Raw genomic sequence first — 16892 nt, forward strand, 5'->3', positions numbered from 1 at the left:
CTCCCCCTTCTGGAGGGGGAGGTTCGGTGGGGATGCCTTGCGCCCCGGAGTGGCCGACAGTTGAGCCTCTTCCGGAATTTCCTCTCGGTCAGCGTCTGGACCCTGGTCTCGCGCATTGCAGGCCTTGTGCGCGACGTCTTGATGGCGGCCGTGCTCGGTGCCGGGCCGGTCGCGGACGCGTTCTATGCCGCCTTTCGGTTTCCCAATCTTTTCCGGCGCCTATTTGCCGAAGGGGCGTTCAATACCGCCTTTGTGCCGATGTTCTCGGGTGCTCTTGAGCAACAGGGTGACGAAGGCGCCAAGCTCTTGGCCGGACGGATCATGAGCTGGCTTGTGGCCATGCTGGTTGTTGTGACCATCGTGGTCGAGATCTTCATGCCCCAGATCATGATCGCCTTCGTGCCCGGCTTTGTCGATGATCCGGAAAAGTTCGAGCTGACGGTTCTCCTGACCCGGATCATGTTTCCCTATCTCGCCTGCATGTCGCTGATGGCGGCTTATGGGGCGATCCTCAATTCGCTGGGACGGTTCTTTGCCGCCGCCTTTGCGCCGGTGCTTCTGAACCTCGTCAATATCGCGGTGATGATTCCGCTCGCGACCTTCTGGGTGCAGGATCCAGCCAATGCCACGGTCTGGGTTTCCATCGCCACCATGGCGGGGGGCCTTGCCCAGCTCTGGCTCGTCTGGGCTGCGATCGAGCGTGCCGGCTTTCGCCCGAAGTTTCAGCTACCCCGGCTTGATCCCGAAGTGCGGCGGTTCTGGGTTCTGGCGATCCCGGCGATCCTGACCGGCGGCATTACCCAGATCAATATCTTTGTCGGCACCATCATCGCCTCGGGCGCGAACGATGTGATTTCCATTCTCAATTATGCCGACCGCCTTTACCAGCTGCCGCTCGGCATGATCGGCATTGCCATCGGCACGGTCCTCCTGCCTGAGCTCAGCCGACACCTCAAGGGTGGACGGGACGTGGAAGCCAAGGCGAGCCAAGCCCAATCTCTGTTTCTGTCCATGCTGCTTTGCGTGCCCGCGGCCGCAGCCCTTGTGGCGCTTGCCGAGCCGATCGTGCGGGTGCTGTTCGAGCGGGGCGAGTTCGACGCATCTGCCACGCGCCAGACCGCCGAGGCGCTGATTGCTTTTTCAGCGGGGCTTCCCGCCTATGTGCTGATCCGGGTTCTGCAGCCGGGCTTTTTTGCCCGCGAAGATACCGTGACGCCGACGGCGTTCGCTGCGGTCAGCGTCGCGGTCAATATCGCCGTCTCCATCTGGCTGTTTCCAAGCCTGCTTCATGTCGGCATCGCCATTGCAACGGCGTCTTCGGCCTGGATCAACGTCTTGCTGCTTGGCACGACGCTGGCGCTTCGCGGCCACTTTTCCCTGCCGCGCGATCAATGGTGGAACAATTTCATGGTGGTGCTGATCAGCGCTGCCATGGCGCTGACGCTCTATTTTCTTGCCGAACGGGGCGCAACGCATCTGATGAGCGGGGCTCCCTTCTGGCGTCAGGCCGGGGCTTTGGCTTTGCTGATCCTTTATGGCGTCGCCTTCTATTTCACCCTCATCCACATCACCGGCACGCAGCGTCTGGGGATGCTTTTGAAGCGCCTGCGGCGGCGCGGGTGATGGTTTCCAATTCATCCCCACGCGTATAAAACAGCGCGTAGGCTATCCAAACGGCGTGTTTCATATGCATTTTACTCCCCGCGTCTTTTCGGGAATCAAACCGTCCGGCGATCTGCACCTGGGCAATTATCTCGGTGCCATCCGCCGTTTTGTGCCGCTGCAGGAGACGCATGAGACCATCTATTGCGTGGTCGACATGCATGCGATCACCGTCTGGCAGGATCCGGAAGACCTCAAGCGCTGGACCTATGAGATTGCGGCGGCCTATATCGCGGCAGGGGTCGATCCGGCCAAATCGATCATCTTCAATCAGAGCCAAGTGGTCGAGCATGCCGAGCTGAGCTGGATCTTCAACTGCGTGGCGCGCATGGGCTGGATGGCCCGCATGACCCAGTTCAAGGACAAGGCCGGCGAAAACTCCGAAGCCGTCTCGCTCGGGCTGTTTGCCTATCCATCGCTGATGGCGGCGGACATTCTGCTTTATAAGGCGACGGCCGTGCCGGTCGGGGACGACCAGAAGCAGCATCTCGAGTTGACCCGCGACATCGCCAAGAAGTTCAACCACGACTTCAAGAAGCAGATCAAAAGTCTCGGCCACAAGGGCGACTTCTTCCCTATCACCGACACATTGGCGACCGGTCCGGCGATGCGCGTCAAGTCGCTCAAGGATGGCGCCAAGAAAATGAGCAAGTCGGACGCGTCCGATCTTTCGACCATCTACATGATGGACGATGCCGACCTGATCGCCAAGAAGATCAAGCGCGCGACGACCGATGCCGATGCCTTGCCGAGCGAGGCTGAAGGTCTTGTCGGGCGTAACGAGGCCGAAAACCTCGTCGGAATTTATTCGGCCCTCTCCAATCGCAGCGTCGAGGATGTGCTGAGCGAATTTGGCGGTCAGGGCTGGGGCGTGTTCAAGCCGGCGCTCGCCGATCTGTCTGTCGCAAGACTTTCGCCCATTGCCGAAGAGATGAAGCGCCTGGTTGCCGATCGCGGCGAGATGGACCGGATCCTCCGCGATGGGGCCGAGCGGGCGCGGGCCATCGCCCAGCCGATCATGGCCGATGTGCGCCAGATCGTCGGCTTTGTTCGCTGAGCACCGGAGGCGCCCATGTATGATACCGAATACAAGCGCAAGTTTCTTGTCGTCATCGACGAGACCGAGGAATGCGACCGCGCCCTGACCTTTGCCGCCTTCCGCGTCAAGCGCACGGGCGGCACGGTGGTGCTGGTGACCGTCATTCCCAAGCCCGAATTCATCGGCATGGGGGTGGAGGATGTGCTGCGCGCCGAGGCGGTGGAGGAAGCCGAACGCAATCTCGACGCGCGTCTGGCGCGTATCAAGGAGATCGGTGATGTCCGGGCCGAATCGGTGATCCGCGAAGGCAATGGTCCCGAACAGATCGAGCAACTGATCGACAAGGACCACGGCATTGCCATTCTGGTGCTGGCCGCCTCGAAGTCGACCGAGGGCCCCGGCCCTCTCGTCACCCACTTTGCCGCCCGCGCCAATGCGCTGCCCATTCCGCTCACCATCGTGCCGGGTCGCATGAGCGATGAAGAGATCATCGCCATCTGCTGATGCGCGTTTCTCCCCATGGGCACGTGCCGAAGCACGGCGCCACTTTCCTTTCGCCTCAGAGACTGCCAGGACCATGACCGACCACGAGCTTCCCAAGACCCGCAGCGGCGAACCCCGGGCCTTTTTCGGCCGCCGTTCGGGCAAGAAGCTGCATGGGGGGCAACAGGCCATGGTGGAAGAGGCCTTGCCTGCGCTCGAGATCGCGCTTGCAGATCGCTTGGATCCCAAAAGCCTGTTCCCCGAAGCCCAGCGCCTCGTGATCGAGATCGGCTATGGAGGCGGCGAGCATCTGGCCCGCAAGGCACAGGAAGAGCCCCAGACCGGCTTTATCGGCTGCGAAGTTTTTACCGGTGGCATCGGCAAGATGGTGCAGGCGATCATGGCCCATGACATCGCCAATGTGCGCCTGTTCACCGACGATGCGCTCAAGCTGCTCGTCACCCTGCCCGATGCCAGCATCGACGCGGTTTATCTGCTTTATCCCGATCCCTGGCCCAAGTCGCGCCACCACAAGCGCCGATTCGTTTCGCCTACGACGCTTGGCGAACTGGCGCGCGTCATCCGGCCCGGCGGGCATTTCCACTTCGCAACCGATATCGAAGACTATGCCGACTGGACCCTAGCCCACATCGTGCGCGAACCGTCCTTCAGCTTCGCCCCTTCAGGCCCCGGCAGCTGGCACCAGCCCTATCCCGGCTGGCAGCCGACGCGCTATGAGCAAAAGGCGCGGCGCGAAGGACGCATGATCAGCTTTTATTTCACCTTCGATCGGGTCTAGGAGCGCGCCATGCGGGTCATCATTCTGGGCGTTGGGGCGATAGGGGGGGCCATGGCAGTGGCGCTGAGCGCTGGCGGTGTGGAGGTGATCGGCATAGCGCGCGGCAAGCAGTTGGACGTCATCAGGGCCGATGGCCTGACCCTGCGCACCCCTGGTGGCGATACGCACCAACGCTTTCCCGTGGTTGCGGGCCCCCAGGAGATCGAGTGGCGCGCCGACGACGCGATCCTCCTGACGGTCAAAACCCAGCATTCGGTGGAAGCGCTCGAGAGCCTTCGCGCCGCCGGGGTCACTGGCCAGCCGGTCTTCTGCGTTCAAAACGGCATCGTCAATGACGACCTCGCCCTGCGGCTCTTTCCGCATGTCTATGGCGTAATGATCGAAATGCCGGTCACATTCGCGACACCGGGCGAAGTGGTGGCCTATTATACCCCTGCCCTGGGTCTTGCCCATATCGGGCGCCACGGAGCCGGAGACGATGCCGCCGGACAAAAGCTGCGGCGTCTCTTTGAGCGCGCAGGCTTTGCTGCTTTCGTTCACGAAGACCTCGGGCCCCTCCGCTACGCCAAGCTGCTCACCAATCTGGCTAATGCCATCGACGCTGTTATGGGCGGTGGCGAACCGGCGCGCCCCTTTGTGGCAGCGGCACGCCTGGAAGCGCGCGCTGTCTATGCCAAGGCGGGCATTGTTCCGGCCGATCTCGCTTCAGCAAGCAATGGCGTTGAGCTTACGCTTGGCAAGGTGCCTGGTGCGCCTGCGGGCGGATCGTCCTCGGCCCAGTCTCTGGCAAGGGGCGCCGGCTCCATCGAAACCGATTATCTTAACGGTGAAATCGTGCTGATGGGGCGCAAGCTCGGCGTCCCGACTCCGGTCAATGCCTGGTTTGCTGCGCGCGCCCACACCATGCTGCGGCGCGGGGAAGCGGCTCGGTCGGTCGCCCTCGCAGAAGTCCGCGCCGCGCTTCCGGGCGTGGGGTACTAGCTGCCGGCGCCACGCGTCCGGAACCCTTGGCGGCACTCCGGCCAGCTACGGTGCGAATTCAAGCTCGATCCCGTTTGGCCGCCGCTGGGTCACCCTCCCCTCCCAATGGGCTGCGGCGCTGGGAATTTCGAGCGTCACTTTCTCGGGCAGGTCATTTGGGGGTGTTACAGACACTTCCGCGCCTTTGTCCCAGAGAGCCCTGACCGTGCAGCTGATGACCGACCGGCGATTGTTGAAGACGAGTTTTCCCGCCTTCAGCACGCGCCGCCGTTCGACTTCGATCGTGGTGGCGCCGGTTGCACCCCGCCAGCTGATCGCGCGGTTGCGCCCTCCCCGCTTGGCTTCATAAAGCGCCTCGTCCGCCTTGAGCAGCAAGCGGTCGAGGTCGTCGGTGCTTGGATCGAGCGTGGCGATGCCGAAGCTGGCCGAGGCGATCAGCGGCGGGTGGCTGCCGGGAAAGCGCAGATCGAGAATGGCGTGGCGCAGCTTTTCGGCGACGGCCATGGCGGCATGCCCATCGGCGTCGGGCAGCAGGATGGCAAATTCTTCGCCCCCCAGACGCCCGAAGATATCGCTCTGACGCAGGTGCTGGGTCACGGCAGCGGTGACGGCCTTGAGCACGGTGTCGCCTGCGGCATGCCCATAGGTATCGTTGATCGCCTTGAACTTGTCGATGTCGAACGTGACGGCGCTGAGCTGGGTCCGGTGACGTCGCGCCAACGCTACGAACCTGAGCGCGTCTTCCTTGAAGGCGCGGCGTGTGGCAATGCCAGTCAGCCCATCGGTGGTGGCGAGCCGGCGCAATTCAAGTTCACTCATGGCGACCTGAGCGAGCCCCTGCAAAATAGCCTCTTCTCGCTCGGAGAAATCCCGGGGCTGGCTGTCGATGGCGCAAAGCGTCCCGATGTGGTGCCCATCATGCGTCGTCAGTGGAACGCCTGCATAAAAGCGCACGCCCCGTGGAGCGGTCACCAGAGGGTTGTTCTGAAAGCGCGGATCCTGACTGGCATCGGTAATCACAAGTGGCCGGCCATTGGCGACGACATGTCGGCAGAAGCTGATATCGCGTGGAACCTCTCCTTTGTCATTTCCTTGGGCGGCTTTGAACCACTGACGATGGGCGTCGATCAGTGAAACGATGGAGGTTTCCACGCCGAAGACAAGCCGTATCAGCGTCGCGATGCGGTCAAAAGCCGGCTCGGCTGGTGTGTCGAGGATGTCGTAGCGTTCGACTGCGGCCAGTCGCGCTTCCTCTGCTTGCAAGGACGGGGATGGTGCTTGTGTCACGGCTGACATGGGGGACTCCGAACCAGCATTGGGTAAGCCTAGACAAGGCAAGGTTTCATTCATCCTAACCTTTAGCTAAGCTTTGTGCCTTTCCTTCGGCAGGCTCGCCTCATCCCGCCGGACTTGCGTTTGCACGCATCAGGGTCTATATGAGGCCAACATCATTGCTCTCATTCAGAGGGTGGGTGCCGCAACCGGCCCCGCTCTTTTTGCTTATTGGGACGGGAATTGACCTTCGATCTCACCGAAAAGCGCTTCATCAAGGAAACTGGCCTCGAGGCGCGCATTGCCCGCATCGTCGAGCCGGTCGCCAACGATCTCGGCTACGCCCTCGTGCGGATCAAGATTACGCCGGAAAACGGCTGCACGCTGCAGATCATGGCCGAGGACAAGAACGGGCGCTTCAACATCAACGATTGCGAAGCGCTTTCCAAGGATCTCTCGCCGGTTCTCGATGTCGAGGATCCGATCGATCGTGAATATCATCTCGAGGTGTCTTCCGCCGGCATCGACCGGCCCCTCGTGCGCAAACGCGATTTCGAGCGCTATCTCGGCCATGAAGCCAAGGTTGAACTGCTTGACATGATCAATGGCCGCAAGCGCTTCCGTGGCGATATCCTGGCCGTGGATGACGAAGGCGTCACCATCCGCCTGCCCGATGCGCCGGGCGGCACAAATCCCGACCACAAGCTGAGCTTTGCAACCATTGCCGAAGCCAAGCTCGTGATGACCGACAAATTGATGGACATGGCACGCGCCGATCAGGAACTGCATCCGATCGACGATGACGAGACCGAAACGGTCGAATATGCAGATGCCGACAATGACGACGACACTGCCGGGTCCGAGGACACGGATGGCGTGAATACTCCCGAGGAGACCAAATAAATGGCCGTTAGTGCGAATCGCCTTGAGCTTTTGCAGATTGCCGATGCCGTCGCTCGCGAAAAGTCGATCGACCGCATGGTGGTGATCGAGGCCATGCAGGACGCCATGGAAAAGGCCGCCAAGGGCCGCTATGGCGCTGAAACCGAGATCAAGGTCGAGATCAATCCGCGTTCGGGTGAAACCCGTATGTGGCGTCTGCTCGAAATCGTCGAGGATGTTGAAGAGCCGTCCCGGCAGGTCAACCTCAAGCTCGCCCAGGTCAAGAACCCGACTGCCAAGATTGGCGACTTCCTGACCGAGCCCCTGCCCCCGATGGAATTCGGCCGCATCGCCGCCCAGTCGGCCAAGCAGGTGATCGTGCAGAAGGTGCGCGACGCCGAGCGTGACCGCATGTTCGAGGAATATACCGGCCGTGTCGGCGAGATCATCAACGGTTCGGTCAAGCGCGTCGAATACGGCAATGTGATCGTCGATCTCGGACGGGGCGAAGCGATCATCCGTCGCGACGAATTGATCCCGCGCGAAATGTTCCGCTATGGCGATCGCGTGCGCGCCTATATCTACGACGTGCGCCGCGAACAGCGCGGACCGCAGATTTTCCTGTCGCGCACCCATCCCCAGTTCATGGCTAAACTGTTCATGCAGGAAGTGCCTGAGATTTATGATGGCGTGATCACCATCCGCTCGATCGCTCGCGATCCAGGCTCGCGCGCCAAGATCGCCGTGACCTCCAACGACTCCTCGATCGACCCGGTCGGCGCCTGCGTCGGTATGCGTGGTTCGCGGGTTCAGGCGGTCGTTGCCGAACTTCAGGGCGAAAAGATCGACATCATTCCCTGGACCGACACCATTGCCGATCTCGTGGTGTCGGCGCTGCAGCCGGCTGATGTCGCCAAGGTCGTCCTTGACGAACAGGCCGAGCGCATCGAAGTCGTCGTGCCCGACGAACAGCTCTCGCTCGCCATCGGCCGCCGTGGCCAGAACGTGCGCCTCGCTTCGCAACTGATCGGCTGGGATATCGACATCCTGACCGAGCAGGAAGAATCCGAGCGCCGTCACAAGGAATTCACCGAACGCTCGACCCTGTTCATGCAGGCTCTTGACGTTGACGAGATGGTTGCCCAACTATTGGCTTCGGAAGGCTTTTCCTCTGTCGAGGAGCTGGCCTATATCGAACCGGGCGAAATTGCCTCGATCGACGGATTCGACGAGGAAACCGCCGGGGAAATTCAGAACCGCGCTGCCGAATATCTCAACGAGATCGAACGCAAGTTCGACGAGGAGCGCGTCGCTCTTGGCGTCGAGGAAGAGCTCTACGACATTCCTGGGCTCAACGCGGCCATGCTCGTCGCGCTCGGCAAGGACGGGGTCAAGTCGGTGGAAGACTTTGCCGGTTGCGCTGCCGACGACCTCGTCGGCTGGACCGAACGCAAGGACGGGGAAACCAAGCGCTTCGAAGGAACCTTCAAGGACTTCCCCGTGAGCCGCGAAGAGGCCGAAGACATGATCCTGCAGGCGCGCCTGCGTGCCGGCTGGATCACCGAAGAAGAAGCAGCCGCCGAGCCGGGCGGTGAAGCCGAGGAGGAGGCGGTCTGAGGACCGCCTTCTTGAGGTGATGTCTTGCCCCGGCGCGTCGAAACTGTAAGGACCTGTGCTCTCACCCGGCTCGAAAAGCCGGTCGAGGACCTGATCCGCTTTGTGCTGGGGCCTGATGGCACCATCGTTCCCGATACCGAGGCGCGCGCCGAGGGTCGGGGCGTGTGGATCAGCCTTAGCCACCAGGCTGTTGCCGAGGCGGTGCGCAAGAAAGCTTTTGCGCGCAGCCTCAAGGAAAATGTCGCCGTGCCGCCGGATCTGGCCGATCTGACCCGGCTGCGCCTCGAACAGCGATTTGCCTCGGCCCTCGCCATGGCGCGCAAGGCCGGACAATTCACCTCCGGCGGCATGAAGGTGAAGGCCGCGATCGAAGCGGGACAGATCATCGCCCTCCTCAGCGCCACCGATGGTGCCGATGATGGCAAGAACAAGATGCTGGGGGCTCTGCGCGCCCTCAATCACGCCCGTCGAGAGGGCAGCGCAGCCGGCGCCCAGGTGCCTCATTTCGAATTGCTCTCAAGCACGCAATTGGGTTTGGCACTTGGACTAGAAAATGTGATACATGCTGCCCTCATGACCGGGGCGGCAGCCCAATCGGCACTGGAAAAGGCCAATAGACTGGCCCGCTACACTGCCAATCCGCTGGAGAAGAACACCGACCGCCCTGCGGCGTCCGGTGTGCTTTTGCCCGTGGAACAGGACGAAAGACGATAGGAACACATGGCTGATAACGACGACAAGCGTTCTGACGATACTGGCGCCAAGAAGACGCTGACCCTCAAGGGCGGTCCGGGTCTCGGGAATCGCGCCGGCACGTCGCGCGGTCCCTCGCGCTCGACGGTGGTCGTGGAAAAGCGCACCCGCGTGGTGTCCAAGCCCGGCGCACCGGCTGGTGGGCCGCCCGCTGGCGGTGGACGTCCCCAGGGTGGGCGTCCCGGCCAGGGCCGCCCCATGCAGAATCAACAGCGTGCCCCGCTGGGTCTGTCGGCTGCCGAAGCCGAAGCCCGCCGCCAGGCCCTGGCTCTGGCCGGAGCCCGCGCTGCAGAAGACAAGGAGCGCTTCGCTGCTGAAGAAGCCCGCCGGATCGAGGACGACAACCGTCGCCGCCAGATCCGCGAGGAAGCTGCGCGCCAGGAAGAAGAGCGCCGTCAGGCCGACGAGGCTCGCCGCACCGAGGAAGAGGCTGCGGCCCGTGCCGCCGCCGCCCAGCCGCGTGAGCCCGAACCCACCCGCGAACCCTATGTGCCGGCCAGCCAGCGCAATCCCGGCCCGAGCCAGGTGCGTACTGTCGCCGGCCGTCCGGGCCAGGCGAGCCGTCCCCAGCGCAATGAGCGTCCGGCCGTGCGCCCCGAGGGCGACCGTTCGGCACGTCCAGCCGGCGATCGTCCAGGCGGCGAGCGCCGCCCGGCCGGTGCCGCGGGCGCGCGTCCCGGTGCCCCCGGCGCCCGTCCCGGTTTCGACCGTCGCCCTGGTGGCGCCGGCATGGCTCCGATCGGCAATGTGCCCCCTGCTCCGCCCAGCGAAGCCGATGGCCGCCGCATGCGCACCGGCGCGCCCCAGCACCGCCCGACCACCGAAGCGGAACTGGAAAATGCCCGCCGCGCTTCGCGCGCACAGCCCGAGCGCCCGACCCGCCGCAGCGGCGATGATTCCAACGCTCGCGGCCGTCTGACGCTGTCGAGCGCCACGACCGAGAACGATCGCGATCGCGGTCCCTCGCTTGCGGCCATGAAGCGGCGTCGCGACAAGAAGATGGGCCGCAACCAGCAGGATGCGCCCAAGCTCAGCCGCGAAGTGGTCATTCCGGAAGTCATCACGGTGGGCGAACTCGCCAACCGTATGGCTGAACGCTCCGTCACCGTCATCAAGATGCTGATGCAGCAAGGCCAGATGGCCAAGATCACCGATGTTCTCGATGCCGATACGGCTGAACTGATCGCCAGCGAACTCGGCCACACCGTCAAGCGTGTTTCGGAGGCCGACGTCGAAGAAGGTCTCTTCGACATCCCATCCGACGATAAGGCCGAGGATCTGACCGATCGTGCGCCGGTCGTGACCATTATGGGTCACGTCGACCACGGCAAGACCTCGCTGCTCGACGCGATCCGCGAAGCCAATGTGGTTTCGGGCGAAGCCGGTGGCATCACCCAGCATATCGGCGCTTATCAGGTCGAAAAGAACGGCACCAAGATCACCTTCCTCGACACCCCGGGCCACGAGGCGTTCACCGCCATGCGTGCCCGCGGCGCCCAGGCGACCGATATCGCGGTTCTGGTGGTGGCGGCCGATGACGGCGTGATGCCCCAGACCATTGAATCCATCAAGCACGCCAAGGCGGCCGGTGTTCCGATCATCGTGGCCATCAACAAGATGGACAAGCCGGAAGCCAATCCCCAGCGTGTGCGCACCGAACTGCTTCAGCACGAAGTGTTCGTGGAATCGATGGGCGGCGAAGTGCTCGATGTTGAAGTTTCGGCCAAGACCCAGGCCGGTCTCGACAAGCTGCTTGAAACCATCCTCCTGCAGGCCGAAGTGCTCGAGCTCAAGGTCGCCCGTGATGGTCGTGCCGAGGGTATCGTCGTTGAAGCCAAGCTTGATCGCGGCCGCGGCGCCGTGGCCACGGTTCTCGTCCAGCGCGGTACGCTGCGCGTCGGCGATATTCTCGTGGCCGGCACCGAATTCGCCAAGGTTCGAGCGCTGATCAACGACAAGGGCGAGCAGGTCAAGGAAGCCGGTCCTTCGGTTCCGGTGGAAGTCCTCGGCTTTACCGGCGTGCCCTCGGCCGGCGATCGCTGCTCGGTCGTTGAAACCGAAGCTCGTGCCCGCGAAGTCACCGAATACCGTCAGCGCGCCATCCGTGAGAAGACGGCTGGCGGCGGCGCCACCAGCCTCGAGCAGATGATGAATCAGCTCAAGGCCTCGGGCATCGCCAAGTTCCCGCTGATCATCAAGGGTGACGTGCAGGGTTCGGTCGAAGCCATCGTGGCCAGCCTTGAAAAGCTCGGCACCGACGAGGTTTCCGCGCAGATCCTGCATCAGGGCGTCGGTGGAATCACCGAGTCGGATGTAACCCTGGCGACAGCTTCGAAAGCCATCATCATCGGCTTCAACGTTCGCGCCAACAAGCAGGCCGCCGATCTCGCCACGCGCGAAGGCATCGAAATCCGCTACTACAACATCATCTACGACCTCGTGGATGACGTGAAGAATGCCATGTCCGGTCTTCTGGCGCCTGAGCGTCGCGAAACCTTCATCGGCTATGCGGAAATCCTCGAAGTCTTCCAGATCACCAAGGTGGGCAAGGTTGCCGGCTGCCGGGTCACCGAAGGCATCGTCGAGCGTGGCGCTGGGGTGCGTCTCCTCCGCGACAACGTCGTCATCCACCAGGGCAAGCTCAAGACGCTCAAGCGCTTCAAGGACGAGGTCAAGGACGTTCAGACCGGCCAGGAATGCGGCATGGCCTTCGAAAACTACGAAGACATTCGCCAGGGCGACGTCATTGAATGCTTCCGCGTCGAGACGGTTCAGCGCTCGCTCTAAGGGTGATACCGGAAAAGATCTGAAAGGGCGCAGCGCGAGCTGCGCCCTTTTCGTTCAGCCTCTGCTGACGCAATCTGACGGCGGTTTGGTCTCCTCTGCCTCCATAGGAGAACAGATATGCAGCCCATCACCATCATTCTGACCGACCGCTATTCCGATTGGGAAATTGGCCATCTTGCAGGTCTGGGGGGCGCGTTCTTCGGAGCCGATCTTCGCTTCGTTTCGCCCTCAGGGGGCGCCCTGCGCTCGGTTGCCGGGCTGCCTCTCAGCGAAACGGCGCGCTTCGAGCCGCAAGAAAGCGGCGTCGTCGTGATCTGCGGCAGCCCGGTCTGGGAGGGGCAGGGCGCCCCCGACATCGGTGTCCCTTTACGCCAAAGCCTTGCCAATGGCTGCGTCCTTGCCGGCATTTGCGGCGGCACCATTGCCTTGGCGCGGGCCGGCCTTCTGGATGAGGTCGCCCATACCTCCAACGGCCCCGGCTATCTCGACCAGTTGGTGCCAGGCTACCGCGGCCAAAGCCGCTACGTCGATCAGAGCGGGGCGCTACGCGACGGAAACCTCATTACGGCCCCTGCCCCCGCGCCAGCCAGCTTTGCCTATGAGGTGCTCGTCGCAGCCGGTCTTGACCGCGCAGCCGCCCAGCAGATCCCCGATATGCTGGCACGTGAACACCAAGCTTGAAAGGAATCGGCAAAGAGCTCGCTGCGGCAGTCACCGTTGCAGCGCTTCGCTGCCGCGCAAAGAAAAGAGCCCGCCCCTTTTGCAAGGAGCGGGCCCAAGGTGCCGGAAGCGGGTGACTACGGTTTGAACCGCGGCCGGCAGTGGCTTTGGAGGATCGAGATGGGAACCCAGGAGGTTCCTGCCCTGATCATCCACCAGCATGATTGCACCGACATTGTGCGTTCCCGATGAACGCACCGCGGCAGAATCATGCGTTGATGACGGTGACGCGCGTGCCCGAGGGAACGCGAGCATAAAGATCGATAATGTCCTGGTTCATCAGGCGGATACATCCCGAAGAGACATTGGTCCCGATCGTATAGGGTTCGGTCGTGCCATGGATACGGAAAAGCGTGTCCGCACCGTTTCTATACAGATAAAGCGCGCGCGGGCCGAGCGGGTTCTCCGGGCCGGGGCCCATGCCGCCGGCATAGGGGCCGTAGCGCTCGGGCTCGCGGCGGATCATCGACTGCGTCGGGGTCCAGCGTGGCCAGGCAGCCTTGCGGCCGATCGTGGCATTGCCGCGGAACACCAGTGCCTCGTCCTTGCCCACGCCGATGCCGTAGCGCAGCGCGCGGTTGTTTTCCATCACGAGATAGAGATAGTGCGCCGGGGTATCAACAACGATCGTCCCGGGACGCTCGCTTGTCATATAGGGCACTTCCTGGCGCCACCACTTGGGGTCGACACGCCGCAGGTCCATGCCGGCCACGGGATATGGCTCGTTGGTCACCGGGCCATACATGCGCAGGTAATAGGGATCGATGACCGGTTCCTGCACCACCGGCTGGCGGGTGGAAGAACAGGCAGCCAGGGCGGTTGCGGACAGGCCAATGAGGAACAGGCGGCGAGAAATCAAAACAAACCTCGGTCAACGGGAAGAGAAGGGGCGGGCTGATCCCGCGTCGTCCTCATGAATAAACGCTTCTGCCGCTTAACGTGGCACGAATGCGGCAGTTCCTCGCCGCAATGTGATCACAGTTGCAACTGTTGCCCAATTCACACAGGTCTCACGTGCCTGTGAAGCCGAGGGAACGTAAACCGCAGCGCGGCAAAGACTTTCCGCCATGTTTACGGCAGTCTCCGCCGAAACCGCTTCGGAGTGTAACCGTGGATCTCGCAGACCTTCAACTCTATGTTCGCCTGATTTCCGGCACGATTCTGGGCCTGACCGTCGGCAAGCTTCTCAGCGGCTCCGCCAAGTTCATCCAGCATCCGAACAAGAACCGAATCAATTGGCTGCACGGGCTCTGGATTGCCTTCCTCTTCGCCGCCGTGGTGATTTTCTGGTGGCAGGAAGCGCTGAGTTTTTCGCGCGTCACCTGGACCTTTCCGCTTTACGCCTTCCAGATCGCTTATTGTGGCAGCTTCCTCTTCATCGCCTCGGTGCTTCTGCCCGACGACGTCGATGGATACGAAAGCCATTACGCCTATCTGATCGCCCGGCGACACTGGCTCTATGGCGCCCTGATCCTGAGCTATCTGCTCGGCATCGGCAATGAGATCATCAAATGGGGCTGGGAAGACCTTTTCGTTTCGCCCGAATATATCATCATCAATCTGGTTGTTATCGGACTGCTGGTGTCGGGCATGGTGTTTAACGGGCGGCGGTTGCACCTTTCCATCGCTGCGCTCTTTCTGCTGATGGCGCTAGCAACCGGCCTTCTGGAATAAAAAAGGCCCGGATCGCTCCGGGCCTCATATCATCTGAACGAAAGCGCTTTATTCGGCGCCTTCCTCCTTTGTTTCCTTGACCAGTTCCTTGCCGGTTGCCTGGTCGACGACCTTCATCGAGAGGCGGACCTTGCCACGCTCGTCAAAGCCAAGCAGCTTGACCCAGACCTTGTCGCCTTCCTTGACCACGTCGGTGGTCTTGGCAACGCGCTGATCGGCCAGCTGGGAAATGTGGACGAGACCGTCCTTGGCGCCGAAGAAGTTCACGAACGCGCCAAAATCGGCGGTCTTGACCACGGTGCCCTGGTAGATGGCGCCAACTTCGGCTTCGTCGGTGATCGACTTGATCCACTTGATGGCGGCGTCGATCTGGGTGCCGTCCGAGGACGAAACCTTGACCGTGCCGTCGTCTTCGATGTTGATCTTGGCGCCGGTCTTTTCGACGATCTCGCGGATCACCTTGCCGCCGGTGCCGATCACTTCGCGGATCTTGTCGGTCGGGATCTTCAGCGTTTCGATGCGGGGCGCAAATTCACCCACTTCGCCGCGCGAGGCCGACAGCGCCTTGTTCATCTCGCCAAGAATATGAACGCGACCGTCCTTGGCCTGGGCGAGGGCGATGCGCATGATCTCTTCGGTGATGCCGGCGATCTTGATGTCCATCTGGAGCGAGGTGATGCCCTCTTCCGTGCCGGCCACCTTGAAGTCCATGTCCCCGAGGTGATCTTCATCGCCAAGGATATCGGACAGAACGGCGTATTTTTCGCCTTCGAGGATCAGGCCCATGGCGATACCCGCCACCGGACGCTTCATCGGCACGCCCGCATCCATCAGCGCCAGCGATGTGCCGCAAACGGTTGCCATCGAGGAGGAACCGTTCGATTCGGTGATCTCGGACACGATGCGGATCGTGTAGGGGAACTCTTCGATCGACGGGCGGATCGGATTGATCGCGCGCCAGGCAAGCTTGCCGTGACCGATTTCGCGGCGGCCGGGCGAACCCATGCGGCCAGCTTCACCGACCGAGTAGGGCGGGAAGTTGTAGTGCAGAAGGAAGTTCTGCTTCTGGGTGCCTTCGAGCGAATCGATGAACTGCTCGTCTTCGGCCGTGCCGAGGGTTGCAACCACCAGCGCCTGGGTTTCGCCACGGGTGAAGATGGCGGAGCCATGGGTACGCGGCAGCACGCCGACTTCGGCTAGGATCGGGCGGACGGTCTGGAGATCACGGCCGTCGATGCGGGAACCGGTGTCGAGAATGTTCCAGCGAACGATCTTGGCCTGGAGATTGTGGACGACTTCGCCCAGCTCTTCCTTGCTCACGTCGCCAGCTTCGATCTTGGCGGCGAAGGCTTCCTTGACCTTAGCATTGGCAGCATCGACCGCTGCGTAGCGTTCGGCCTTGTTGGTCAGCTTATAGGCTGCCCGCAGGTCCGCTTCGGCAATGCTGAGCACTTCCTGCTCGAGGGCGGAAAAGTCGGGCGCCTGGAAGTCGCGCGGTTCCTTGGCGGCGAGTTCTGCAAGCTTGATGATCGCATCGATCACCTTCTTGCCTTCGGCATGGCCGAACATGACCGCGCCGAGCATGACTTCCTCGGACAGCTCCTGGGCTTCCGATTCCACCATCAGCACCGCGTCCTGGGTGCCGGCCATCACGAGGTCCAACTTGCTGTCGGCGCGACGGTCGATCGATGGGTTCAACACATAGGCGCCATCGATATAGGCAACGCGTGCCGCACCGATCGGACCCATGAAGGGTACGCCGGAAATGGTCAGGGCCGCAGAAGCAGCGACCATGGCCAGCACGTCCGGATTGTTTTCCATGTCGTGCTGGAGAACGGTGACGATGACCTGGGTCTCGTTCTTGTAGCCATCGGGGAACAGGGGACGGATCGGACGGTCGATCAGGCGCGAGGTCAGGGTTTCCCCTTCGGTCGGGCGTCCTTCACGCTTGAAATAGCCGCCTGGGATCTTGCCGGCGGCGAAGTACTTTTCCTGATAGTTGACGGTCAGCGGGAAGAAGTCCTGGCCCGGCTTGGGCGACTTGGCGCTGACCACGGTTGCGAGCACGACGGTCTCGCCCAGGGTCGCGAGCACGGCGCCATCGGCCTGACGCGCGACCTTGCCGGTCTCGAGCGTCAGGGGCTGGCCGCCCCAGTTGAGCTCGACCTTGTGGTGATCGAAATTGATCGACATGTTTTGTCTTTCCATTCTGTCCAGAGCGCG

At 62.3% G+C, this 16892-nt stretch carries 14 protein-coding genes; 11 read left to right on the forward strand and 3 right to left on the reverse strand.

What is annotated here, in order from left to right; genetic code table 11:
• The first annotated feature begins 60 nt into the window (after window positions 1–60).
• From murJ to BM364_RS15380, 5 genes are all read left to right on the forward strand, one after another.
• A complete protein-coding gene (gene murJ / locus BM364_RS15360) occupies window positions 61–1623 on the forward strand; it encodes a murein biosynthesis integral membrane protein MurJ (RefSeq protein ID WP_175528630.1) in 1563 nt (520 codons plus the stop codon).
• A 64-nt stretch (window positions 1624–1687) separates the two neighbouring features.
• Entirely contained in the window at window positions 1688–2719 is a 1032-nt protein-coding gene (gene trpS, locus BM364_RS15365; protein WP_092426091.1) for a tryptophan--tRNA ligase, read from the forward strand.
• Window positions 2720–2734: 15 nt separating this feature from the next.
• Window positions 2735–3205 (forward strand): universal stress protein, encoded by a 471-nt coding sequence (locus BM364_RS15370; RefSeq protein ID WP_092426092.1) that lies wholly within the window; start codon window positions 2735–2737, stop codon window positions 3203–3205.
• A gap of 73 nt (window positions 3206–3278) precedes the next feature.
• Complete coding sequence (gene trmB / locus BM364_RS15375; RefSeq protein WP_092426094.1) at window positions 3279–3983, forward strand: tRNA (guanosine(46)-N7)-methyltransferase TrmB; 705 nt, start codon at window positions 3279–3281, stop codon at window positions 3981–3983.
• A gap of 9 nt (window positions 3984–3992) precedes the next feature.
• Entirely contained in the window at window positions 3993–4964 is a 972-nt protein-coding gene (locus tag BM364_RS15380; protein WP_092426096.1) for a ketopantoate reductase family protein, read from the forward strand.
• A 45-nt stretch (window positions 4965–5009) separates the two neighbouring features.
• On the opposite strand, the gene BM364_RS15385 is transcribed toward BM364_RS15380, so the two are convergent.
• Window positions 5010–6260, reverse strand: a complete 1251-nt coding sequence (locus BM364_RS15385) for a sensor domain-containing diguanylate cyclase (protein WP_175528631.1) — start codon at window positions 6258–6260, stop codon at window positions 5010–5012.
• A 219-nt stretch (window positions 6261–6479) separates the two neighbouring features.
• Here BM364_RS15385 and rimP point away from each other — a divergent pair, with 219 nt between their 5' ends.
• The 5 genes from rimP to BM364_RS15410 all read left to right on the forward strand — a co-directional run bounded on the left by rimP (window position 6480) and on the right by BM364_RS15410 (window position 12956).
• Window positions 6480–7139: a ribosome maturation factor RimP gene (gene rimP, locus BM364_RS15390; RefSeq protein WP_092426100.1), complete on the forward strand. Its 660-nt coding sequence runs from the start codon at window positions 6480–6482 to the stop codon at window positions 7137–7139.
• Window positions 7140–8735: a transcription termination factor NusA gene (nusA, locus tag BM364_RS15395; protein ID WP_092426102.1), complete on the forward strand. Its 1596-nt coding sequence runs from the start codon at window positions 7140–7142 to the stop codon at window positions 8733–8735.
• Window positions 8736–8759: 24 nt separating this feature from the next.
• Window positions 8760–9449: an RNA-binding protein gene (locus BM364_RS15400; protein ID WP_092426103.1), complete on the forward strand. Its 690-nt coding sequence runs from the start codon at window positions 8760–8762 to the stop codon at window positions 9447–9449.
• A gap of 6 nt (window positions 9450–9455) precedes the next feature.
• On the forward strand, window positions 9456–12275 hold the full coding sequence (gene infB / locus BM364_RS15405) for a translation initiation factor IF-2 (protein WP_092426105.1): 2820 nt from the start codon (window positions 9456–9458) through the stop codon (window positions 12273–12275).
• Window positions 12276–12392: 117 nt separating this feature from the next.
• On the forward strand, window positions 12393–12956 hold the full coding sequence (locus BM364_RS15410) for a DJ-1/PfpI family protein (protein ID WP_092426107.1): 564 nt from the start codon (window positions 12393–12395) through the stop codon (window positions 12954–12956).
• Window positions 12957–13203: 247 nt separating this feature from the next.
• Here BM364_RS15410 and BM364_RS15415 read toward each other — a convergent pair whose 3' ends face one another.
• Window positions 13204–13854, reverse strand: coding sequence for a L,D-transpeptidase (locus tag BM364_RS15415; RefSeq protein ID WP_092426109.1), 651 nt, complete (start codon window positions 13852–13854; stop codon window positions 13204–13206).
• Between the two features lie 251 nt (window positions 13855–14105).
• Between BM364_RS15415 and BM364_RS15420 the strand changes: the two genes are divergently transcribed.
• Window positions 14106–14669 carry a hypothetical protein gene (locus BM364_RS15420; RefSeq protein ID WP_092426111.1) on the forward strand — a complete coding sequence of 188 codons (564 nt, stop codon included), beginning with the start codon at window positions 14106–14108 and terminating at the stop codon, window positions 14667–14669.
• 48 nt (window positions 14670–14717) lie between these two features.
• Here the strand turns inward: BM364_RS15420 and pnp are convergent, their stop codons facing one another.
• Window positions 14718–16862 (reverse strand): polyribonucleotide nucleotidyltransferase, encoded by a 2145-nt coding sequence (pnp, locus tag BM364_RS15425; protein WP_092426113.1) that lies wholly within the window; start codon window positions 16860–16862, stop codon window positions 14718–14720.
• Between the last annotated feature and the right edge of the window lie 30 nt (window positions 16863–16892).

Source organism: Devosia crocina, assembly GCF_900116545.1.
GTDB classification, from domain to species: Bacteria; Pseudomonadota; Alphaproteobacteria; order Rhizobiales; family Devosiaceae; genus Devosia; species Devosia crocina.